19 protein-coding genes are annotated in these 21,405 nt (G+C 63.8%); 15 read left to right on the top strand and 4 right to left on the bottom strand.

What is annotated here, in order from left to right; translation table 11 throughout:
* Positions 1 to 22 precede the first annotated feature (22 nt).
* Positions 23 to 361: a hypothetical protein gene (locus tag HNQ39_RS01150; RefSeq protein WP_184192088.1), complete on the top strand. Its 339-nt coding sequence runs from the start codon at positions 23 to 25 to the stop codon at positions 359 to 361.
* Positions 362 to 380: 19 nt separating this feature from the next.
* A complete protein-coding gene (locus HNQ39_RS01145) occupies positions 381 to 1,430 on the top strand; it encodes a hypothetical protein (RefSeq protein ID WP_184192086.1) in 1,050 nt (349 codons plus the stop codon).
* Positions 1,431 to 1,433: 3 nt separating this feature from the next.
* Here the strand turns inward: HNQ39_RS01145 and HNQ39_RS01140 are convergent, their stop codons facing one another.
* Positions 1,434 to 2,144 carry a hypothetical protein gene (locus HNQ39_RS01140; protein ID WP_184192084.1) on the bottom strand — a complete coding sequence of 237 codons (711 nt, stop codon included), beginning with the start codon at positions 2,142 to 2,144 and terminating at the stop codon, positions 1,434 to 1,436.
* An 85-nt stretch (positions 2,145 to 2,229) separates the two neighbouring features.
* Here HNQ39_RS01140 and HNQ39_RS01135 point away from each other — a divergent pair, with 85 nt between their 5' ends.
* The 12 genes from HNQ39_RS01135 (at position 2,230) to HNQ39_RS01080 (ending at position 14,484) form a co-directional block, all read left to right on the top strand.
* Positions 2,230 to 3,570 (top strand): hypothetical protein, encoded by a 1,341-nt coding sequence (locus HNQ39_RS01135; protein ID WP_184192082.1) that lies wholly within the window; start codon positions 2,230 to 2,232, stop codon positions 3,568 to 3,570.
* Entirely contained in the window at positions 3,558 to 4,682 is a 1,125-nt protein-coding gene (locus tag HNQ39_RS01130; RefSeq protein WP_184192080.1) for an alpha/beta hydrolase family protein, read from the top strand. The genes HNQ39_RS01135 and HNQ39_RS01130 overlap by 13 nt, the downstream gene beginning before the upstream one ends.
* Before the next feature lie 4 nt (positions 4,683 to 4,686).
* Positions 4,687 to 7,341 carry a M14 family metallopeptidase gene (locus HNQ39_RS01125; protein WP_184192078.1) on the top strand — a complete coding sequence of 885 codons (2,655 nt, stop codon included), beginning with the start codon at positions 4,687 to 4,689 and terminating at the stop codon, positions 7,339 to 7,341.
* Positions 7,338 to 7,733: a nuclear transport factor 2 family protein gene (locus HNQ39_RS01120; RefSeq protein WP_184192077.1), complete on the top strand. Its 396-nt coding sequence runs from the start codon at positions 7,338 to 7,340 to the stop codon at positions 7,731 to 7,733. The genes HNQ39_RS01125 and HNQ39_RS01120 overlap by 4 nt, the downstream gene beginning before the upstream one ends.
* 9 nt (positions 7,734 to 7,742) lie before the next feature.
* The gene (locus HNQ39_RS01115) at positions 7,743 to 8,372 is read left to right on the top strand and encodes a Uma2 family endonuclease (protein ID WP_184192075.1); all 630 of its coding nucleotides are present in this window, start codon (positions 7,743 to 7,745) and stop codon (positions 8,370 to 8,372) included.
* A gap of 27 nt (positions 8,373 to 8,399) precedes the next feature.
* The gene (locus HNQ39_RS01110) at positions 8,400 to 9,143 is read left to right on the top strand and encodes a phytanoyl-CoA dioxygenase family protein (protein WP_184192073.1); all 744 of its coding nucleotides are present in this window, start codon (positions 8,400 to 8,402) and stop codon (positions 9,141 to 9,143) included.
* A complete protein-coding gene (locus HNQ39_RS01105) occupies positions 9,133 to 9,918 on the top strand; it encodes a phytanoyl-CoA dioxygenase family protein (RefSeq protein WP_184192071.1) in 786 nt (261 codons plus the stop codon). The genes HNQ39_RS01110 and HNQ39_RS01105 overlap by 11 nt, the downstream gene beginning before the upstream one ends.
* Before the next feature lie 34 nt (positions 9,919 to 9,952).
* Complete coding sequence (locus HNQ39_RS01100; RefSeq protein WP_184192069.1) at positions 9,953 to 10,942, top strand: sugar ABC transporter substrate-binding protein; 990 nt, start codon at positions 9,953 to 9,955, stop codon at positions 10,940 to 10,942.
* Positions 10,939 to 11,877 carry an ABC transporter permease gene (locus HNQ39_RS01095; protein ID WP_184192067.1) on the top strand — a complete coding sequence of 313 codons (939 nt, stop codon included), beginning with the start codon at positions 10,939 to 10,941 and terminating at the stop codon, positions 11,875 to 11,877. Before HNQ39_RS01100 ends, HNQ39_RS01095 begins: the two co-directional genes overlap by 4 nt.
* A 6-nt stretch (positions 11,878 to 11,883) precedes the next feature.
* Positions 11,884 to 12,159, top strand: a complete 276-nt coding sequence (locus HNQ39_RS01090) for a hypothetical protein (protein WP_184192065.1) — start codon at positions 11,884 to 11,886, stop codon at positions 12,157 to 12,159.
* 373 nt (positions 12,160 to 12,532) lie between these two features.
* Positions 12,533 to 13,354 carry a hypothetical protein gene (locus HNQ39_RS01085; RefSeq protein ID WP_184192063.1) on the top strand — a complete coding sequence of 274 codons (822 nt, stop codon included), beginning with the start codon at positions 12,533 to 12,535 and terminating at the stop codon, positions 13,352 to 13,354.
* Positions 13,351 to 14,484, top strand: coding sequence for a glycosyltransferase family 4 protein (locus HNQ39_RS01080; protein ID WP_184192061.1), 1,134 nt, complete (start codon positions 13,351 to 13,353; stop codon positions 14,482 to 14,484). Before HNQ39_RS01085 ends, HNQ39_RS01080 begins: the two co-directional genes overlap by 4 nt.
* On the opposite strand, the gene HNQ39_RS01075 is transcribed toward HNQ39_RS01080, so the two are convergent.
* The 3 genes from HNQ39_RS01075 to HNQ39_RS01065 all read right to left on the bottom strand — a co-directional run bounded on the left by HNQ39_RS01075 (position 14,458) and on the right by HNQ39_RS01065 (position 20,327).
* Entirely contained in the window at positions 14,458 to 15,786 is a 1,329-nt protein-coding gene (locus HNQ39_RS01075) for a c-type cytochrome domain-containing protein (RefSeq protein ID WP_184192059.1), read from the bottom strand. The two genes, HNQ39_RS01080 and HNQ39_RS01075, sit on opposite strands and share 27 nt — an antisense overlap.
* A gap of 134 nt (positions 15,787 to 15,920) precedes the next feature.
* The gene (locus tag HNQ39_RS01070) at positions 15,921 to 18,746 is read right to left on the bottom strand and encodes a DUF1553 domain-containing protein (RefSeq protein WP_184192057.1); all 2,826 of its coding nucleotides are present in this window, start codon (positions 18,744 to 18,746) and stop codon (positions 15,921 to 15,923) included.
* A gap of 213 nt (positions 18,747 to 18,959) precedes the next feature.
* Positions 18,960 to 20,327: a DUF1501 domain-containing protein gene (locus HNQ39_RS01065; protein ID WP_221289736.1), complete on the bottom strand. Its 1,368-nt coding sequence runs from the start codon at positions 20,325 to 20,327 to the stop codon at positions 18,960 to 18,962.
* Between the two features lie 156 nt (positions 20,328 to 20,483).
* Here HNQ39_RS01065 and HNQ39_RS01060 point away from each other — a divergent pair, with 156 nt between their 5' ends.
* Positions 20,484 to 21,386 (top strand): SPFH domain-containing protein, encoded by a 903-nt coding sequence (locus tag HNQ39_RS01060; protein WP_221289734.1) that lies wholly within the window; start codon positions 20,484 to 20,486, stop codon positions 21,384 to 21,386.
* Positions 21,387 to 21,405: the final 19 nt, after the last annotated feature.

The raw sequence follows: 21,405 nt of genomic DNA, 5'->3' as shown, positions 1-21,405 counted from the left end.
GTGCCATTAAGGAATGGACGCGATGAACACTCTGACACAAACAACCACGGCCGACACCCCACTCTTCCTCAACTGCCTCTCGCGGCGAGAGCGCCTGCTCTGGCTACGGGAGCTGGATGCGGCGACCCCCTGCGGCTCCCTGCTCGTGCTGAGCATTGTCGAGCTGAACCAGCCCGCAGCGGGGCTCTACTCGCTCACTCCCTCCGAGCTGGAGGCCTACTTCGCCAGTGGCTACGAGATTCTCCCGCTCTCCCAGACCCCCTGCCACGAGGGAGTGGAGTACCGATTTCTCCTCAAGAAGCACAACTCCCTAGACCCAAGCCTGGTCGCTCAGGCGCTCTCGCAGCTCCGAGCCCACTAGACGAAAGAAGAAAATCACCATGCTCTTACCCCTGTCTTTGCCCCTGCCCGCGCTTGTCGCGCCTGCGCCACACCACACGCGCGCGGAGCCCACTCTTGTCCTGCCCAGCCTGCAGCTCACCACCCGGCGCTTCACGGGAGCCCGCGCCTGGTCTTGGGTCCCGCGCGCCGCCTTTGTTATCGCCGGCCCGTTGGAGGGCGGGAGCCAGCTCGTGATGAACGTGAGCAAGCCCGACGGCACCGCGTGGTTCTCCTCCCCGATGGAGACTCCCGAGCTGGCCGCAGGAGCCTGGGGAACGGTCACCCTCCCGGAGCTTGGCGAGGACAAAGCGATCTCGCAAAGCGGTACCTGTCGCTTTCAGATCGTCCTCAAGAACGCCCTCACCGGCACGAAGAAGACACTCTTCTCCGGTACGTTTTTAGTCAAGACTATCAAGGACCGCTTCGACAAGTCCCCTGGTGCGCTAGAGTTCTATGTGGATCAGGACTGGAACCTGCCGCTGGGCTACCTGGGGATGAACCTCCAGATCGACGAGGAAGCGCCGGTTCTGGAGATTCGGCTCTGGCTACGGGGGACGCCCGAGAGCCTGGAGGGACTGGGCGCCTATCTCTTCTACAAAGGCCAGCAGCTTGCCAGTAGCAAGCATCTGGGTGCGGGAGGAAGCCCCGACGAGATCTACCTAACCCATGACGAGCGCCTTACCACACCCGGACAGAACACGGGCGACCCCAGTTGGGTACGGCTCAAGCTGACCTGCGTGAAGGTTCGTCTGTACCGCGATCAGAGTAAGCTCTCCGCCAATAACTATAGCTCGCGGCACTTCCTGGCAACCAACCCGGGAAGCTACGAGCTCAAGCTCCTCCGTGACGGCAAGCCGATCCGCTCCGCGACCTTTACGGTAGATGAGAAAGGGCTGGTGGTCAACGACGGGATCGGGGCAAGGCTGGGGACGCTCTGGTACTTCCTGCCCATCAAGATCGAGCCCGGTGCGGAGCCCGCGACCAGCCTCGCGGCCTACAAGACCGGAGCGTTCTACGGCAACCCCATCCCCGGCTTTATCGCCCCCTAGCGGCTACTTCTCGACGCGGCGCCAGGTGCCGTCCCAGTCGCGCAATTCACAGGGGCGGAACTGGAGCTTATAGCCCATGGTCGGGCTGTTCTCCACATAGTAGCCCAGATAGACCCACTGCTTGCCCAGCTCGCGGGCGAGCAGGAAGGTCTGGAGCATGGCAAAGAGCCCGATCGAGCGCTCGCGCCAGTCCGGGTCGTAGTAGTGGGTGACTCCCGCGACGGCATTGGGCTCGACATCGGTCAGCACGATCGCCCGGAGCCGGCTGCCGTCCCAGACACTGATCTCGGTCATGTCGGTGGGGCCGACCAGAAACTCCCGGTGGTAGGCGGCCGCGTCCATGAGAGTGGGAGTCCAGCCCTTCTCCTGGGTCTGAGCGATCCGGTAGCGGTTGTAGAGCAGCAGGCGCTCCGGGTCGCACTGGGGCGGCGTGCCCACCTCGATCCGCAGCTCCGCGTTCTTGGCCAAGGTCCGCCGCTGAATCCGGTTGGGCTCCCACTCATCCATGGGCACCCGCATCGAGAGGCACTCCTGGCAGGTCGCGCAGACCGGGCGCTGGAGAAACGCCCCAAACTTAAACCAGCCCAGACGCAAGCGCCGCTCGTACTCGCCCGGTGCCATCTCGCCGATGTGCTGGTACTTCATGGTCCAGCTCTGATCGGCAAGGTAGGGACAGGGCTCAGGGCCGTTTACAATAGTCTGCAAGATTCGCACGGGGAGACACTATTGTACCCCACTCCCCGCAACTCCTCCCAACCGCAGGATTTCCCCGGCTCCGTGCCGAACGGTAACCCCGCTCATGACCTTACCCGACCGCATCGCAGCACTGCTTACCGCCGTAGAGAACCCGGCGACGCCTCCCTTGTCCCCCGAGGAGATCACCGCGTTGCTTGAAGAGCTGGTCGAGCAGGCACACTGGCTCGCCCGCCGCCCGATGGACTGGTTCGATGAGTCTGGCCCTTATGATGAGGAAGAAAGGGAATCCTATTTTGCCACAGACCAGCTTCACCAAACGAAACTCCTGGCACACCTCATCCTCCTGAAGCAGCGCCACGCTGCGACATTTTCCCCACCCGACCAAGCACGCCTCGAAACGACTGCTCAGTCCCTCTGTGTACGGGCTCGGTTTGTCTGTGATGCCCACCAGTTCTACGATCCTGAACCCTACCTCCAGGCTCTCGCTGTCCTGCGCTTTTTAGGAAACCACGATATTCAGCAAGATTTTGAAGATGCCGCCCATGAGTGGATTTTCCATGAGTGGGGCTGTGGAGCTCATCTCAGCCATCGTGATGAGCTCCTGACTCTTCTCTCTCTATTTCTCACCCTGGATACAAATCCCCCACGGCTGGCAAGCGCACTCTTCCAGCGCCTCATCCGCCTTGAGGAAAATATCGCCTGCATCTATGGGTATATCGACGAGGAAGACGCTACTTTCCGAAAAGAACTCCACACCGCAGAGGACACTCTCTTCGCGATCTTTGCACGGCTTGGTCTAGCAGAGCACCTCCCGCCTTTTGTCGCCTACACACAAGACGAGCTACTCATTCCCTGCTTTGACGGCGCGGTTGCCCGAATGTACCGAACTCCCAAGGGTGTGCTGAAAACGTACTCACACCATCCTCTGATCCCAAAGAAGGCAGTCGGCCTTCCTCCCTACATGGCCGTGTCGTGTTATTCCGAAAATGTACGGGAAGGCTTTAGTCGGTGGACACCCGGGTTAGCAGGAATGTGGGAGACTTGGACTCTTCAACGAGGCGGTGTGGCTCTGGCGCTCCGATCAGGAATGGATCGTAGTTTTGATTACTGGCATCGACCTGATTATCGCCATCCCATTGTCCACTGCCATGTACTCTGTCTCTCACATCCTGACAAAGCTAGCTGTGATCCGAAAGGTCCTACAATTCAGATTCGGACACCACAACTAGTCCTGCCAGGGTCTTCTAGCCTTCGGGTTCTTCTCTGGGCGATTTCCATGGAAGGGCCGATTGAGAACGAGCCGACTGTCGCGCCTGCGCGGGTGATTCCGTCGGTGCCGAGGCGCAGGGGCGAGGAGGCGTGGGATATCGACTGGGTGCTGCCGGGCGGGCTCTGGAAGGTGCGCGTGGACCCGCTGGCGAAAGAGCCACTATGTGGAAGATAGACAACACGCCGCCTCAGACCTACGACGCGCCGGGCTTTAGCGAGCCGGGCGTGACCGGGCTTTTCTACGACGGCCCAAGCTGGCAGGGGAAGCCCACACGGGTCTTTGCTTGGCTGGGAATGCCCGCGCCGGGTGCGGTAGCAGACGGCCAGAGAGTGCCGGGGATTGTTCTCGTGCACGGCGGCGGCGGCTCGGCGTTCTCCCGCTGGGTGCGGCTCTGGAACGAGCGGGGGTTTGCCGCGCTGGCGATGGACACCTGCGGCCACACGCCCGACTCGGGGAGCCTGCGCCGGGACCACCACGCCCTCGGGGGGCCGCCCGGCTGGGGCGCGTACGACAAGGCGCTGGAGCCGCCCACCGAGCAGTGGGGCTACCACGCGGTCGAGGCGATCCTGCGCGGCCACTCGCTGCTACGCGCGCAACCGGGCGTGGACCCACAGCGCATCGGGCTGACCGGAATCTCCTGGGGCGGGGTCTTAACCGCCATCGCGGCGGGGCACGACCCGCGCTTTGCCTTCGCCATGTCGGTCTACGGCTGCGGGTTTCTGGATCGCTCCCCCGGCCTCGGGCTGGACAAGACCGACAAGCCCCACGCCGAGCGCTGGATGCAGCTCTGGGACCCGTCGCGGCACCTCAAAGACGCCAAGATGCCGTTTTTCTGGATCAATGGCACCAATGACTTCGCCTTCACCCCACCCCTCTGGCAGGAGTCGCACCGGCTTCCCCGGGGAAAGAAGACCCTCTCCTTCAAGCTCCGCATGCCCCACGGCCACGGCGCGGCAGGCGAGAACCCCGAGGAGCTACGGGTCTTTGCCGCCGCGCAGTGTGGCCTCGGGGAGCCGCCGCTGGCCCGCCTCAAGAAGCAAGAGCGCAAGAGCGGCTGGCTCCGCGCCGAGTTTGAGGCAAAGGTCCCCCTCAAAGCCGCCGAGCTTCTCTTCACCAAGGACGCAGGCATGCCCTGGCCTGAGCGGCACTGGCAGGCACAGCCCGCGCTTCTCAGCGGCAACCTGGCATCGTCGGCGATCCCGCTGGAGACCACCGCCTGCTACCTCAACGTGATCGACTCCCGTGGGTGCACCAACAGCTCGGAGGTGGAGTTTCTAGTACAATAGCGCTATGTACCTCCCCCTCGTCACGACAATCCCCCTCGCGCTGAGCGCGCCCGCGCCCCTCTACGCCGTGCAAGAGCGTGTCACTGCGCCCAAGGCGTTCTTTGGGTTTGAGATCGGAGCCGACTACAGGCTGGCAAACTACACCCAGTTCACGGCTTACTGGAAGCTACTCGACAAAGAGTCCGACCGCGTCAAGGTCGAGGAGATCGGCAAGACCGCCGAGGGGCGGCCTCAGCTCATGGCGATTGTGACATCGCCCGCCAACCACAAGAAGCTCAAGACCTACCAAGAGATCGCCCAGCGCCTGGCGCGCGCGGAGGGCCTCACCGACACCGAGGCCAAGAAGCTCGCCGCGCTCGGGAAGGCGATTGTGTGGATCGACGGTGGCCTGCACGCCAATGAAGTGTTGGGAGCGCACCAGCTGATCGAGACCAGCTACCAGCTCGCGTCGTCTAACGATCCCGAGATCAAGCGCTTCCTCGACGACTGCATCATTCTCTTGGTACACGCCAACCCCGATGGCATGGAGCTGATCTCCGACTGGTACATGCGCGAGGCCGATGAGAAAAAGCGGGGCTTTAATATCCCGCGCCTCTACCAGAAGTACATCGGCCACGACAACAACCGCGATTTCTACATGGGCACCCAGGCCGAGACCAAGAACATGCTCGCCGTGCAGTACGAGCAGTGGTTCCCCCAGATTGTCTACAACCACCACCAGACCGGCCCCGCGGGCACCGTGCTCTTTGCCCCTCCGTTTCGTGCGCCCCACAACCACAATGTCGATCCGCTGGTCGTCACCGGGATCGACCTGGTCGGAACCTCGATGCACAACCGCTTTGTGCTGGAGAACAAGCCCGGAGCCGTGCGCCGCTCGCAGGCCAGCTACCAGACCTGGTGGAACGGGGGCCTACGCACGACCACCTACTTCCACAACATGATCGGCCTGCTCACCGAGGCGATCGGCAACCCGACACCAGTCGAGATCGCCTTCACCCCGGACAAGCTCATCCCCCAAGAGGACTATGTCTTTCCCATCACCCCCCAGACCTGGCACTTTAAGCAGTCCATCGACTACTCCCTCACCGCCAACTGGGCCGTGCTGGATATCGCGTCGCGCCACCGCGAGCAGTTTCTCTACAATATCTACAAGATGGGCCGCAACGCGATCGACAAGGGCAGCCGCGATACCTGGACCGACTACCCGCGCCGGATCGCTGAGGTCAAGAAGAGCGCCTCCCCGAGCTTTGCCGCCCTCCGCCTCCCCGAGCTGCGGGACCCGCGCGCCTACATCCTCCCCGCCGACCAGCCCGACTTCCCGACGGTCGTCAAGTTTGTCAACACGCTCCGCCAGAACGGGATCACGATCCACCAAGCACAAAAAGAGTTCACGGTCGGGGGCAAGACCTACCCGGCGCACTCGTTTGTGGTCAAGACCGCCCAGGCGTTTCGCGCCCATGTGCTGGACATGTTCGAGCCGCAGGACTACCCCAACGACTTCCCCTACCCCGGCGGCCCGCCCAAGGCCCCCTACGACAACGCCGGCTACACGCTGGCCTACCAGATGGGAGTGCGCTTCGACCGTATTCTGGAGGATGTCACCGCGCCGCTGAGCGTGGTCGACGGCCGGGCCAAGCCGCTGGCGGGCAAGCTGACACCAGGAAAGGCGGGCTGGCTCCTGGACCACACCTACAACGATGCCTTTGTGGTGATCAACCGCATCCTCAAGGCGGGCGGCGAGGTGCGCTGGACCAAGGAAAACGGCGCGTGGTTTATCGCCAGCACCGAGACCAGCAAGGCAATCGTGGAGAAAGCCGCCCCCGAGCTCGGGCTGGAGTTTGTGGGGGTGGACACCGCGCCCGCTGCCCCCGCGCTGCCTAAGCGCCCCCTGCGGATCGGGCTCTGGGATCGCTACGGCGGCTCGATGCCCTCCGGCTGGACACGCTGGCTCCTGGAGCAGTTTGAGTTTCCGTTCCAGGTGGTCTACCCCAAGGAGCTGGACGCCGGCAACCTCGCGGAGAAGTTCGATGTGCTGGTCTTTGTGGACGGTGCCATCCCCGCCCGCGAGACCACGCGCGCCGCCGCCACGCCGCGCACCGACACTATCCCCGCTGAGTTCCAGCTCTGGCTCGGCGCGGTGAGTGTGAGCAAGACCGTGCCGCAGCTCAAGGCGTTTCTGGAGGTGGGCGGGACGGTCGTCACCATCGGGAGCTCGACCAGCCTGGCGCAGCACCTGAACCTGCCGCTCCAGAACCACCTGGTCGAGCGCCTCCCCGATGGCAAGGTCAAGCCGCTGGAGGAGGCAAAGTTCTACGCCCCCGGCTCGATCTTGCAAGTTACTGCCAATACTACCCACCCACTGGCACAGGGAATCTCCCCAAAAGTCGATGTCGCGTTTGACAACTCGCCGGTCTTTCAGCTGGTTCCCGGAGCAGGCGCAGGGACCATCACGCCGGTCGCCTGGTTCGACTCCGCCACCCCGCTGCGCTCCGGCTGGGCCTGGGGACAGGGCTACCTCAAAGACGGTATCGCCATCGCGGAGGCACAAGTCGGCGCGGGCAAGCTCGTCCTGCTCGGCCCTGAGGTGGTCAACCGCGCCCAGCCCCACGGAACCTTTAAGTTCCTCTTCAATGCCCTCTACTACGGTGTCGCAAAATGACCGAACAAGAACTTTTAGAACAGCATCTCGCAAATATCGGTAAGCCGGTCGAGGCACAGAACCTGGCGATCTACGCCGAGACGCTGCGGGTGGAGTTTCCCTTCGCCCCCGACGGCCACACGCAGTCTCTCGACGGCCCCGAGGCCCTAGGCAAGTTCCTCGCCGCCATCGCCACCTTCACGACAGGACACCAGATCAACGACCTAGAGACGGCGATCTTCGAGGGCGGCTTCGTGATCGAGTACGAGGAATCGTCGACCTTTCGGAGCACCGGCCGCGCCTACGCCTCGCGGATTGTCTGGACCGCACAGACCGCAAGCGGCAAGATCACCCGCCTGCGCGAGCACTACAACCCGATTCGGGTCCTAGAAGCCCTCGGGGAGCTGGGATAAAATAGGCACATGGCAACTACCACCGCGTCGGAGACCTTGCCCGAGAGTGTCTGGCCGCTGATCCTGCGGATGCGCCCGGGCCTGCGTCTGACCGACCCAGAGGAGTTCTATGACTTTTGTCAGGCAAATGCTCCCTGGCAGTTCGAGCGCACCGCAAAAGGAGAACTGATCGTCACGATGCCAACAGGCGGCGAATCGGGCAAGCGCAATGCCCTCCTGAACTACCAGCTCGTGGGCTGGGCACTCCGCGACGGCTCGGGGAGCTACTTCGACTCCAACACGGGTTTCGAGCTTCCCGGTGGGGCAATGCGTGCCCCCGATGCCGCTTGGGTAACGAATGCCCGTCTTGCGGCTCTCTCTCCGGAGCAAAAAGAGAAGTTTCTTCCCCTCCTTCCAGATTTCGTTATCGAGCTCCGCTCCAAGACAGACCGCTTGGCCCCCCTCCAAGAAAAAATGGAAGAGTGGCGCGACACGGGCGTCCGTCTCAGCCTCTTACTTGACCCCACCACCCGCCGTGTCCATGTCTACCGACCCGGCACCGAGCCGCAGATTCTTGAAGACCCCGCCACGGTCGATTGCTCCCCCGAGCTTCCCGGCTTTCTGCTGGATACCAAAGCTATCTTCGACGTGACGTTGTAGCGCGAGATTTTCTGCTAGAATCTCCCTATGAACGATCCGATCTCGGCGCGTGCCCTCACGGCAGAGGAGCGCGACTCTTACAAGACCTACGGCTATGTGCTCCTCAAGGGCCTGCTCTCGCCGGAGGCCACGAAGGCCACCTACGATGATGTGATGTCCATCATGGATGCGATTGGGCTGGGGATGACGGCGCTGAAGCAGACCAGCGAGTACCTGGCGGGCTCGCCGCTGGATGCGCTGGTCAATAGCCCCAACCTGTGCGCGATCGCATCGGAGCTAATGGAGGGCGAGGCGCGGCTCTACCTGCCCTTTAGCGCGGTAAAGTCGCCCGGCGGCGGCGGGGCGTTTCACTTCCACCAGGACAACCAGTACACCAAGTTCGATGGCCCCGGCATCAACCTCTGGGTCGCGCTGGTGCCCATGACCGAGGAGAACGGCTGCCTCTCGATGGTGCCCTACTCACACTACTTGGGGACGCTACATCCCGTGGCGGGGACCAACCACAACAGCGGGCTAGAGCCCAAAGTCACCATCCCCGTGCCGATGGAGCCCGGCGATGTGGTCGCCTTCTCGCGCCTGACGGTCCATGGCTCCGGGAAAAACCTCACCGATGCTCCCCGGGTCGCCTACGCGATACAGTACGCCCGCCACGATGTGCGCTACACCCGCGACCTGGGCCAGACCTGGAAGACTATCGCCGACGACGGCCCCGGCTGGCGAACCGGCCCCGTGGACGCGATCACGATCCCCGAGAAGCGCGATGGGCACTGAGTTTCTCTACACTGACCGGCACCGCGAGGAGTACTACAGCGCGGGGCTGACGGTCCTGCGCGGGGTGATTCCGGTGTCGCTGCTGACAGACCTGCGGCGCGAGGCGGAGAGGGCGCGGGAGCTGGCGCGGACACTCCAAGGGCCGCAGACCCAGCGGCTCCAGCCGGTCTACAAGTACCCCGAGCTCAACCACCAGCCGTTTCATGACTTTCATGCGCTCCCCGGTATGCGGGCCGCGGTGGAGAATATTCTGGGACCGGAGCACGCGTCTAGCCAGATCATGGGGATCCTCTTCGAGCCGCAAAACGACGCCTGGTGCACGCACTGGCACCGCGACTGGGGCTACAATGTCCCCGGCCTCGACCTGCCCGCCTTCTTCCGGGCGATCCGCGACCTGCGGCTCTTTAACCAGCTCAATGGGGCGCTCTACGACGACCACTGCCTCTGGGTGGTGCCGGGGAGCCACCACCGCGACGATCTCCCCGAGGAGACCGCACACTTCCCCCGCATCCCACCCCCCGGCCCCGAGCTCACGGATGCCGCCATCCCCGAGGAGCGCGAGCGGCGCTGCCTGGACTACACCCGCGCCATGCCCGGCGCGACCCTGGTCCCCCTCTTTGCCGGCGATGTGGCGTTCTACCGCGCCTGCGGCTGGCACACCGGCAACTATGTCCCCTACACCCGCCGCGCCACGCTCCACGATGGCTACTACTGCCCCGAGGACCTGCGCTGGCAAGCCGCGGTCAAGGACAAGACAGTGGGAGAAGCGTTTTGAAGGGAACGACGTGCTCGGCGGAGAACCTGTGCCCATGAAACGATCCACTTTTGTCGCCGCCGCACTGCTGCTGGCCGCGGGCTGCAACCAGCCCCCTCAACCCACCACCTCACCCACCACCGGAACACTCAGCGATGCCGCGGTCGCCAAAGCGGGTGCAAACCGTCCCCAGATCGCGCTGGTGATGAAGTCGCTCGCCAATGAGTTCTTCAAGACCATGGAGGAGGGGGCGAAAAAGCACGAGCAAGTCAATGAAGATAAGTACAAACTAATCTCAAATGGCATCAAAGACGAGCAAGATATCGCCAAGCAACAGCAGCTTATCGAGCAGATGATCGGCCAGAAAGTCGCCGCGATTGTGGTGGCTCCTGCCGACTCCAAGGCGCTTGTCCCGGTCTGTCAGAAGGCCGCGGCGGCGGGGATCGTGGTGGTCAATATCGACAACCGCTTCGACGCCGACGTCATGAAAGAGAAGCAGCTCACCGCGCCGTTTGTCGGGCCGGACAACCGCAAGGGCGCAAAGCTGGCGGGGGATTTTCTCGCCACCAAGCTCAAGCCTGGAGATAAAGTCGCGATTATCGAGGGTGCGCCCACCGCGTTTAATGCCCAGCAGCGCAAGGCGGGCTTTGAGGACGCGATGAAGCAGGCAGGGCTGGTAGTCGCCGATAGCCAGTCCGCCAACTGGGAGACCGACCAGGCCAATAAGATCGCAGCCGCCATGCTCACCGCCCACCCCGACATAAAAGCCCTGCTCTGTGCCAACGACTCCATGGCGCTGGGAGCCGTAGCGGCGGTGAAGGCCGCGGGCAAGACCGGGCAGGTGCTAGTGGTCGGCTTTGACAATATCGGCGCGGTCCAGGAGCTCATCAAGTCCGGCGCGGTTCTCTGCACCGTGGACCAGCACGGCGACCAGCTCGCGGCCTTTGGGATCGACTACGCGCTGGAGATGCTCCAAAAGAAAGCCACCCCCACCGACAAAGAGACCCCAGTCGATCTGATCACCGCCGAAACGCTTAAAAAATGAAGCGCTCGCTGGTCGAGCTCGGGGGGCTGGTGGCGGCGATGGCACTGCTGATCGCGGTCTTCGCCTGGCGCTCCCCGACCTTTCTCACCCCGACAACCTTCCTGACGATCGCCAACCAGCTCCCTGAGGCGCTGCTTGTCGCGGTGGGGATGACCTTTGTGGTGCTGATCGGCGGGATCGACCTCTCGGTGGGCAGCGTCCTCGGGCTTGCTAGCGCCGTCTTGGGAGTGGCGCTCCTGCGTGGACATCTCCCTCTCCCGCTCGCCGCGCTCCTTGGCGCTTCCACAGGGCTCCTGGTCGGGCTGCTCACGGGCCTTGTCACAGTTCGGCTGAAGCTACCGTCGTTTATCGTGACCCTGGGCATGCTGGAGGCGGCGCGCGGCGCGACCTACCTGCTCACGGAGTCCCGCACACAGTACCTGGGTGGCCCCGTGGAAAAGCTCGCGGAGGGAGGGCTGGGTGGGTTGACTCCCCCTTTCTGGTGGGTGCTTTCCGCAGTGATTCTCGCGCAGGGAGTGCTGTCGCGGACGGTCTTTGGGCGCAACCTCTACGCCATCGGCGGGAGCGAGCAGACCGCGTTTCTCTCGGGAGTTCCTGTCGCGCGGCTGAAGATCACGGTCTTTGCGATTGCAGGGGCACTGGCAGGGCTAGGGGGCCTCTTCAACGCCGCGCGGCTCTCCAGCGCGGACCCCAACGCCGGAGTCGGGATGGAACTTTCCGCCATAGCGGCCGTCGTTATTGGAGGGACCAGCCTCACCGGCGGGCGGGGCTCGGTGCTCGGAACCGCACTCGGAGTGCTCGTGCTCGCGATCCTGGGCAACGGCCTCGCACAGCTCGGCGTCCAAGAGCCCCTCAAGCGCCTGCTCACGGGGGGAGTCATTGTTTTAGCAGTCGTGTTAGATCGGTTGCGGTATAGTGGAAGAATTGAGGAGTAGCAAAAAATGACCTTGAAGCTAGAAGTCTCAGAACGAACCCTGGCAGCCATTCAGGCAACTCCCGAAGGGATGAAGCGCGCACAAGCCTTGCTAGAAGCCGCTTTTGCCGAGGAGCTTCAGGCTCTCGCTTGTGAGGGGGAGGAGCTGGACGAGCTGAAAACGGCTCTTGCGGAGTCTGATGCAGATATCCGTTTCGGGCGTGTCATGAGCTGCGACGAACAAGATGCACACTTCGCGACTAAGTTTCCCTGGCTCAAACAAACACCCGAGAGAGCAACGTGAAACAGTTCCTCATTCGTCCTACCGAACGGATGACACGCGATGTGGAAGCAGAGCTCGTACGAATCTCCCAATGGAATGGAACAGAAGAAGACCCTACCCCTGCGGAGTCGATCCGGCTCGCTCAAGAGTGGCTGGCAGCGTATCAGAAGGCACGTGCTTCCCTTGCAATTTTTCCAGAGCGTTGCGCCCTAATCCCAGAACAACAGCACTTTAAAACCCAGACTCGCCAGCTTCTCTTTCAGCGTACAGCAGGAGCTCCTACCTACAGGATTCTCTTTTCGGTTGAAGAGGGCGATGATGGCCCAATAGTTTATCTACGACACCTACGTCACGGCGCAAGAAAGCCCATTACGAAAAAAGAGGCACACGAACTATGAGTCAAGAAGCAGTCTCCCGGCGTGGGCTCTTGGGCACCTCTATCAAATCCGCAGCGGAGCTGGTAGGGCCGAACCTGCCCTTGCTCAAGCAGCTCTCCGGCAAGCGGCTCCCTGTGGTGTACTGCACCGACGGTACCGATGAGCTCGCCGATGCGCTGGAGCTTGCCTGCCTCTACGCCCAGCCGGATATCGAGCTGCGGGGCGTGATCCTCGACACGGCGGTCGGCTCGGCGGGCTTCCGTACCGTACACCAGCTCAACTACCTCACGGGGCGCTCCGTCCTCGCTCTGGGCGGGCTCCAGACCAAGCTGCGCAACGAGACCGACCGCGCCCTCGACCAGCCCGCCGAGACCCAGCAGGGGGTGAGCTTTCTTCTCTCGGAGCTGGAGAGCAATAAAGAGAAGGTGGCCGTGGTGGTCGCCGGGGCGGGACGCGATCTTGCCGTGGCGCAGCTCCGCAACCCGCGCCTGCTCCAGACCCGCTGCCGCGCGGTCTACGCGCACCTCAGCGAGGCGAGCGATCCGCACGCCCACACCAGCCTGCTCCGCGCCGGCCTCCCACTCTACCGCCTCGCGGAGGCACGCCTGCGCTTGGGCGAGGTGCTCGGTGGCGCATCGGAGCCGCTGGTCAAGCTCTGCCACGGGCTCTGGCGCAAAGAGACCGGCGACCCCCTTGCCTACCTACAAACGCCCCTCGCACCCGACGAGAAAGCAGCTCTGCTGCACACCGAGCGCTCCCTCCGTGGCGGGGGGCTACTCCCGCACGGCCCCGCGGCCGCGGAGCTCCTCGCCCGCCTGCCGCTCCTTAGAACCGCATGACGATCGACATTATCAACACGGCCCTCCCTCCCAAGTTCGATGCCATTGGGCACTACACGGCCCTCTTCAGCGAGGAGCTAGCCCACTTCGCGGAGGTCCGCCTCCTTGCCCCCACCGGCCTCGACTACGACGAAGTGGTGGGAGTGCCCGTGCTTCCCTGCTTCTCGGTGGAGACCAAAGACGGCATCCGCGGCGTGATCGAGCCGATTGTTGCACGCCAGCCGGACTGGGTGCTGCTCCAGTACAACCCCTTTCTCTACGGCCACCGCGGCTACGCACCTCAGCTTGTCCCCACCCTGCGCGAGCTCAAGCGCCGCTGCCCCAAGACCAAGCTGGCCGTGATGGTGCACGAGAACTTTGTGCCCTGCTGGGAGAGCGTGAAGTTCACGGTCATGGCGTCGTGGCAGGTGCCGCAGTACTGGCAGCTCGGGCAGACCGCCGATATGTTTTTCACGTCGGCGGAGGCCTGGGCCAAGCACGCCCGCGGCTGGTTCAAGAAGATTCCCGTCCACCACCTGCCGGTCGGCTCGACCATGCCCCATGTCCCCCTCACGCGCAGCGAGGCACGCCAGCGCCTGGGAATCCCGGATAACGTCGTGGCGGTGGGGGTCTTTGGGACGGCGCATGTCTCGCGGCTCTTGCCCCTGGTGGCGAGCACGCTCAAGGATGCGCGGCAGAACAATGTCGATGCCCGCCTGCTCTATATCGGCCCGGATGGCGCTGCCGTGCGCGAGGTCCTGGGCGAGCTGGAGCCGCTCTGCGCCGATGGGCCCCTCCCCGCCGACGAAGTCTCGCGCCGGTTCTCGGCGATGGACCTCTATCTGGCGCCCTTTATCGACGGTGTCTCGACCCGGCGAACCTCGCTGATGACCAGCTTCCAGCACGGGATCGCGGCCGTGGGCACCGATGGCCACCACACCGACACGGTCTTTCGTGAGGCGGCGGAGAAGGCGATCCTGCTCGCGCCGGTCGGGGACGATGCCGCGTTCGCGCGCCAGACCCTCCGGCTCATCCAAGATGCCTCTCTGCGCGAGAGAATCGCGGCGGAGGGCAAGGCGCTCTACGAAGCGCAGTTTGACTGGAAGCCCGTGGTGCAGAGCTTCCTAGCGGGGCTGCGCGGCAAAGGCTAGGGTCTGCTGCCCGGTTGCCAGGTCGTAGACCCGCACTTTCCCCTCGAAGCTCCCCACCACAAGCCGCTGCGCCGCCACGTCGGCATCGAGAGAGAAGGCAAAGTCGCCGCTCTGCCCGAAGCTACGGATCTCTTTTTGACTCGTCAGCTCCAGCTGCTTGATAATTCCATCACTGGCGAGCGTGAAGACCTGGCCGTCCTTGAGGCAGAGCTGGTAGATCTCTTTTTCGCAGCCGTGGGCGAGGAAGCGTGCGTGCCCCTGCTTGAAGAAGCGGTCCTCCATATCGCCCGCATCGCCGGACTCGGCCTTGGCCTTCTCGGGCTCCCACTCCTGCACCCACTTGCCGCCGCCCACCGAGAGCGCCGTGCCACCGGAGAAACAGACCCCGTAGACCGGCGCCTGGCCCTTGTACTGCCCGTACTGCCGGTTGTGGCCGCCGTAGGTCGTGTAGAGGGTTCCATCGGCCTCGTAGACCTTGACCGTGTGGTCGCGGCTCGCCGACGCGACATACTTGCCATCGCCGCTAAACGCCACCGAGGTCACCCAGTCCGCATGAACGCTCATGCTCCAGAGCCGCTCACCGTTCTTGAGGTCGTAGCAGCGCACGCTCGCCTCCGCGCCGCCCGCCGCGATCTTGGTCTCATCGGTATTGAAGCGTGCGGTGAGCACCAGATCGCCAAAGGTATCCAGCACGCGCCGCTTGCCGGTTGCTAGCTCCACCAGCGCGACCTCACCGTACTCGCCCGGAATCCCGCCCCCCACGAGGAGTGTCTTGCCGTCCTTGCTCACCTGGAGGCTCTGGATGCGCTGTGGCAGCCCCCCGAGACGCCGCACCAGCTTGCCGGTCTGCGTGTCCCAGAGCGTCACCTCGTTGTAGCCCCCGACCGCGACCTGCTTCGCCCCCGGCACAAAGGCCAGCGCCAGCACCGGGACCGTCGCGCGGTAGCTCGCCGGTGCCGCAGGATGCACGCGTGGCCCTAGGAGTGTCTTCAGTAGCGCCGTCTTGCTTGAGCCGTCGAACTTCGCGCCCTCCGCAATCCAGCGCTTTACCAGCGTGAGCTGCCGCGCATCCAGGGCATCGTCGGACTTGGGCATCCGTAGCTCGGGGTCTTTGTGGGTGATGCGCTTGTAGAGCTCGGACGCCTCGGGCTTGCCAGGGACCACCATCGCCGCCCCCGATGCGCCAGGCTTCATGAGGGCCGCAAAGGTATGCGCCCGCCAGTCTCCCAGGTTGGTGCGCTCGCCATGACAGCCCGCACAGCGCCGCTGGATGATCGGGGCGATCTCTTTCGAGAAGCTCACCGACTGGGCGTGGGCTGGGAGGGCAGGTAATGTGAGGAGCAGAATCCACCCCCCTAACCCCCGCCGGGCGGGGGGAATATAAGGAATTTCGAGTTTGTCCCCCCGCGGAGCGGGGGTTAGGGGGCCAGTCTTTTTCATTTTTGGAAGAGAAACTCCTGGGTATTGACCACGGTCCAGAGCAGGTCGGTGACAGCGGCGGTGCGCTCGGGGGCGTTTTTCAGAAATGCGGTCGCGACCGTGCGCTCTTTCACCGTGGGGAGACGGCTTAGGGCCGTGAGGTAGAGCTCGTCGAGGAGCTGCGTGTCCGGCAGGGCGGCATAGCGTGCGGCCCCGGCAGCGACCGTCTCGTACGAGGTCCGTCCGTTGAGCAGCTCCAGCGCCTGCAAGAGTGTCGGGGTCTGGCGGCGCTCGCAGGTACAGGCGGTCTCCCGTGCGGGCTGGCCAAAGGTCTTGGTGAAGGCGGTCTGCTCCGGCCACGGGCGCTGGGTCGCGTAGGCCACCCGGTCTTCCAAAGTCGCTTTTTGGCGCAGGAGCTCGGTGCGCTCGGGATCGTTGGCGAGATAGAAATCATGAGCGGGCGCGGTTTTCTCGGCACGCAGCGCCTCGATCAGCGGGCTGGAGAGGCCGCTGGTATCGTCCTCCAGCGTCCACGTAAAGGTGAGGTTGTCGCCGGTCATGCGCAGCTCGATCGTGTTCTCACCCGGCTTGAGGGCAAGAGAAAGGGGGCGCCTGAGGTTGCCCATAACTGCCACACCATTGAGCTTGAGGGTCGCTTGATCGCTGAACCGTAGCATGACAGTCACGGTGCGCTCGCTATGGGAGTGAATCGTCCGCGTGAGTGTCCGTGTCTGACGCTCGGTCTCCTCAAAGCGGAACTCCTTCCCCTCCTGAATCTGTGTGAGAGGCGTGCCCGAGTCGCTCCAGGTACTCTGCCAGAGAGAGAGCCCTTTAGCCAGGCGAGTCTGCGCGGTGAACCAGCGGGTGAACTCCGCCTCCAGCGCACTGTCGCGCTGCTGGAGCTTGCTCTCCAGCGCGGCGAGCTGCGTAGGAAGAGTAGCGGTGGGGACGAGCGTGCCGGCTGTGACTCCAATCGCATCTTGGAGCTGCTCAGCGGTCAAGAGCCGCACTTTGGCGTGGGAGAAGAGGGCCTCATCGGCGGCGCTCGGGGCCACGGAGACACGCTGGTAGGTCTGGCTCTGGCAGATGAGCTTGATGAGCTTCTTGCGGTCGAAGCCGGACTTGACAAACTCCTGGGTCAGCCAGTCCAGCAGCGCGGGGTTGCTAGGCGGGTTGGAGGCGCGGAAGTCATCGACCGGCTCGACAATCCCGCGCCCGGTCAGCTCGGCCCAGATGCGGTTGGCCTCCACGCGGGCAAAGAACGGGTTCTGCGGCGTGGTCAGCCAGCGGGCAAAGGCGGTGCGTCGGTCTTCGGTGGGGGAGCCCGGCTTGGACCAGGGCTCCATGCTCTCGCCCGTGGTCGGGTGCTGCACCTCACCGGTCGCCGCCAGTGTCACTTTTCCTTTCTTTGCCTCCGTGCGGGCAAAGACCGCGGCGATCTTGTAGTAGTCTCGCATGGTCCAGTTCTCAAACGGGTGGTTGTGGCACTTGGCGCACTCGATCCGTGAGCCCAAAAAGACCTGCGCCGTTAGCTCCGTGCGCTCCTCGGGGGTCTTGATCGCTAAAAAATAACTGGCCGCAGGGGACTGCTCGGTGCCTCCCGTCGCGGTCAAGATCGCATCGGCGAGCTTGTCGTAGGGCATGTTTTGACGGGTCGCCTCGACCAGCCAGCGCGAGAAGCGCCCCGCCTGCTCGGGGGTGAGATGGCGCGGCGAGACACGCATCAGGTCGGCTTTTTTCAGCGCCCAGAAGCGCGCAAACTCCTCGGAGGTCAGCAGGCTGTCGATCAGCCTCTCACGCTTGTCGGGCGACTTATCGGCGAGAAACGCCTTGCTGGCCGCCGCACCGGGGAGCATTCCGGTCAGGTCCAGGGAGACCCGGCGCAGGAACTCACTGTCCGAGCAGGTCGGGGCGGGGAGGCACTGGAGCTGCTTGAGGCGCGCATTGACCAGCCCGTCAATGGCGTTTTTCTCCGGCTGCGGCTTCCAGACAAAGCCCGGTCGCGGCTCGACCACCGTGAGATCCAGCGCCTGGACTTTGTCCAAGTAGCGCACCGAGACCGCGGCAAAGCCCCGGCTCTTGCCCGTGATCTTGCCATCGGGATCGACACTGGCGACACTTGGGTGCGACGATTCATAGGTCGCCAGGGCGGTCACATCGCGCTTGGTGCCATCGGTGAGCTCCGCGATGACGCTGATCTGCTGGTTTTTATACGGCGCTTCGAGCACGCGGCGTCCGCTGGGTGTCACCTCGATCTTGGCAACCCCCACACTCGGAACGCCTACCTCCGCGCCCTCAGCGATCCACCGGTTGAGGGTGGCGTAGCGCGCATCGCCCACCCGCAGGCGCTTGCCCCCGACATGGGGAATCGCCAGGGTCGGCTTCTTAAGGATCAGGCTCTCGGCGGGCTCTAGCGTATTGACACGGCGGCTAAACCCATCGCGGGTCAGCGCGATCCGGTCGATCTTGGGCTCGTAGCCAAAGAGCGAGAGCGAGAAGCCGCCCTTGCCGTGTGGCGAGCCATGACACGAGCCGCCCGCGCAGCCCTGCTTGGTGAGGATCGGGACGGTCTCAAAGGCAAAGCGCACGGGGTCGGGCTTGGTGGCACCACTGACGCTCACAGGAACCGTAAAGACCTTCCCCGCCACCTTCACGGTGACACGGGTCTTACCATCCCCCGCCACCGCCACCCGGCTCCCGACCAGCTTGGCGACCTTAGGGTTGTCGCTCACCAACACAGCCTTCTCTGTCAGATCGCGTGGCATCCCGCCAAAGAAGCCCGTCACCACCACCTGCCGCGCATCCCGCGCACTCGTCAGCGTCACCGACGGCGGCGTGACCACGACACGCTCCTGAGCGTGGGCTAGGGTAGGGAGGAGAATTAGTGCGAGGGCGGGAAGAGACCTCTCCCACCCCAGCCCTCCCTCTCCCGGGCAGTCGTTCCTCCTTGGGAAAGGGAGGGAGCCAGAGGACAGATTACGCCCTTTCACAGCCACCCAGAGGGTACCCGACGAGCGCCCGGGAGAGGGTTGGGGAGAGGTTAAAAAAATCTTCATCTAAAACAGCTCCGGGATGGGCTTGCCCTTGCCCGCGATAGGCACGGGGCGACCTTGTGGGGTGTGGAGCGGCTGGCGGCGGTCGATGCCCAGCTTCTCGTAGATTGTCGCGGCGTAGTCCTCTAGCGTGTAGGCCATCGGGCTAGTGATAAAGCCACCGTCGCGGTCGGTCGAGCCGATCACCGTGCCGCCAGGGACACCCGCGCCGGCGAAGGCGAAGCTAAAGGCATGGGTCCAGTGGTCACGGCCCTGGCGCTCGTTGATGCGTGGCGTGCGACCGAACTCCGTCACAAAGCAGACCAGGGTCTCTTGCAGTAAACCGCGCTGGGCCATGTCCTCGATCAGGGCGGAGAACGCCTGGTCGGTCGAGCCCATCATCGGCCAGGTCTGGATGCCCCAGCGCCCCGCGCCCGCGCCGCCACCGGGAATGTTGTTGGTGTGGGTCTTGGAGTAGATCCCATCGTGGTGGTCCCAGTTCATGTTGTTGCCACCGTCGTAGCGGACTTGCTTGCCATTGACATACGAGTTCATCGGCTCGCGGACATCCACGGTGACGTAGCGCACGCCCGACTCGATCAGCTTGCGGCCCAGCAGGTAGCACTGGCCACGGTGGCCCGTGCCGTAGCGCTCGCGCACTTTATCGGACTCCGTGCCCAGGTCAAAGGCCTTGCGGGTCAGCGGGTTGGTGAGCATGTCCGTGGCCTGGTGCATCAGCGACTGCATCGCCTCGACATCCTTGGGCGCGCTCCCGTGCACAAAGCCCACATCCAGCGCGGAGAGCAGGCTCTGTCGGTCCTTGAAGCGCCGCTCATCGATCCCCGTCAACAGCCCGAGATTGGGCACCTGCCACTTGGGATCGGCGGGGCTCCCTCCGGTCTTAAATGCGGTGTAGCCGGGGGGCATGAAGCCAATGCGCGAGCTATCGGCCTGCTCATCGGTGCCGGGCAGGAGGATATGGGCGGGTAGGTACGGTGCCTTGGTCCCGAGGCGCTGGGCGACAATCGAGCCGATATCGGGCATCTCCACCGGGCCGCCGGGTGCCTCGCCCGAGTAGACATACTGCGAGCCCTTGGGGTGCGAGTTGCCAATGCCTGGAGTCGGCTGGGTCATGCAGCGGACAATGGCAAGCTTGTCCATGTGCTGGGCGGTCTGCGCCAGAAGCTCGGTGACATAGACTCCGTCGGCCTTGGTCTTGATGGTCTTAAACGGGCTCCGGTGCTCCGTGGGTGCATCGGGCTTGGGGTCCCAGGTGTCGATATGGGAGACTCCCCCCTGCTCGAAGATCACCAGCACTTGCTTCGCCCGCGCTCCCGGCCGCGCCTGCCCCAGCGCCATGCCCCCGATCCCTAGAAAACTGCGTCGTCCCAAATCCTCACCTCACTCGCCGTACTGGTTGATTTTAAGCCGTCACACAAGGGTCGGCAATGGCCTTGAATGAAAATCACTGGTAAATATCGGCGATCCCTCCGGTACAATGGCAACCAGTTTCCCGATCTACGGGTCAGAGCGTGCGGAGGACAGACAATGTTTCAGAACCAACAACAGATGCACCCCCAAGAGGAGACCTCCTCGGGGTGGTCACGCGAGAAAGATGCGGTCGGGCTCCCCGGTGGGCTCGCCATTGCCATCCACTTAATCCTGGTCGGGATCGCGATTTTTGGCTTCGCGACCCAGAACATCCCCCTTGGCGTTGGCCTCATGCTCTTGGTTTTCTTCACGCTAGGCGGCTACTTCACCGTGGCACCAGGAGAGAGCTTTGTCTTGATGATGTTTGGCAAGTATGTCGGGACGGTCAAGAAAAACGGGATCTTCTGGACCCTGCCCTGGGTGGGCAAGCAGCGCATCAGCCTGCGCACCCGGACGCTCAACGGCCAGCAGCTCAAGGTCAACGACTCCATGGGCAACCCAATTGAGATCGCCTGCGTGATTGTCTGGAAAGTCACCGATACCTACCGCTCGACCTTTGAGGTGCAGAACTACGAGTCGTTTGTGGCGATGCAGTCCGAGACCGCGATCCGCCATATCGCCGCCACGCACCCCTACGACTCCGACGACGACAGGGCGATCTCGCTGCGGCGCAACGCCAGCGAGGTCTGTGATGATTTGGTCAAAGAGATCCAGGCCCGCCTCGCCCCCGCCGGGGTGACGGTCACCGATGCCAGCCTCTCACACCTGGCCTACTCCCCCGAGATCGCCGGCGCGATGCTCCGCCGCCAGCAGGCCGCCGCCGTGATCTCCGCCCGCCAGCGCATTGTCGAGGGCGCGGTCGGAATGGTCGAGATGGCGCTCCAGCGGATCGAGGAGAAAAAGATGGTGCAGATGAGCGAGGACCAGAAGGCCGCCATGGTCGCCAACCTCATGACCGTCCTCTGCTCCGAGCAGTCCGCCCAGCCCGTCGTCAATACCAGCGTCCAGGCCTCTTCCTAGCCGCCGGTTTCCAACCGGC

This window comes from Armatimonas rosea, assembly GCF_014202505.1.
Classification (GTDB): domain Bacteria; phylum Armatimonadota; class Armatimonadia; order Armatimonadales; family Armatimonadaceae; genus Armatimonas; species Armatimonas rosea.
Note: the sequence above shows the minus strand (reverse complement) of the source record. Positions and strands in the feature narration are given on the sequence as shown.

What these genes read in the sequence shown, in the direction of transcription:
- HNQ39_RS01095 (WP_184192067.1), top strand. Translation starts at nt 10,939, where the DNA reads ATGAAGCGCTCGCTGGTCGAGCTCGGGGGGCTGGTGGCGGCGATGGCA.
- HNQ39_RS01090 (WP_184192065.1), top strand. Translation starts at nt 11,884, where the DNA reads ATGACCTTGAAGCTAGAAGTCTCAGAACGAACCCTGGCAGCCATTCAG.
- HNQ39_RS01060 (WP_221289734.1), top strand. Translation starts at nt 20,484, where the DNA reads ATGTTTCAGAACCAACAACAGATGCACCCCCAAGAGGAGACCTCCTCG.
- HNQ39_RS01110 (WP_184192073.1), top strand. Translation starts at nt 8,400, where the DNA reads ATGAACGATCCGATCTCGGCGCGTGCCCTCACGGCAGAGGAGCGCGAC.
- HNQ39_RS01115 (WP_184192075.1), top strand. Translation starts at nt 7,743, where the DNA reads ATGGCAACTACCACCGCGTCGGAGACCTTGCCCGAGAGTGTCTGGCCG.
- HNQ39_RS01105 (WP_184192071.1), top strand. Translation starts at nt 9,133, where the DNA reads ATGGGCACTGAGTTTCTCTACACTGACCGGCACCGCGAGGAGTACTAC.
- HNQ39_RS01135 (WP_184192082.1), top strand. Translation starts at nt 2,230, where the DNA reads ATGACCTTACCCGACCGCATCGCAGCACTGCTTACCGCCGTAGAGAAC.
- HNQ39_RS01145 (WP_184192086.1), top strand. Translation starts at nt 381, where the DNA reads ATGCTCTTACCCCTGTCTTTGCCCCTGCCCGCGCTTGTCGCGCCTGCG.
- HNQ39_RS01085 (WP_184192063.1), top strand. Translation starts at nt 12,533, where the DNA reads ATGAGTCAAGAAGCAGTCTCCCGGCGTGGGCTCTTGGGCACCTCTATC.
- HNQ39_RS01100 (WP_184192069.1), top strand. Translation starts at nt 9,953, where the DNA reads ATGAAACGATCCACTTTTGTCGCCGCCGCACTGCTGCTGGCCGCGGGC.
- HNQ39_RS01120 (WP_184192077.1), top strand. Translation starts at nt 7,338, where the DNA reads ATGACCGAACAAGAACTTTTAGAACAGCATCTCGCAAATATCGGTAAG.
- HNQ39_RS01080 (WP_184192061.1), top strand. Translation starts at nt 13,351, where the DNA reads ATGACGATCGACATTATCAACACGGCCCTCCCTCCCAAGTTCGATGCC.
- HNQ39_RS01130 (WP_184192080.1), top strand. Translation starts at nt 3,558, where the DNA reads ATGTGGAAGATAGACAACACGCCGCCTCAGACCTACGACGCGCCGGGC.
- HNQ39_RS01125 (WP_184192078.1), top strand. Translation starts at nt 4,687, where the DNA reads ATGTACCTCCCCCTCGTCACGACAATCCCCCTCGCGCTGAGCGCGCCC.
- HNQ39_RS01150 (WP_184192088.1), top strand. Translation starts at nt 23, where the DNA reads ATGAACACTCTGACACAAACAACCACGGCCGACACCCCACTCTTCCTC.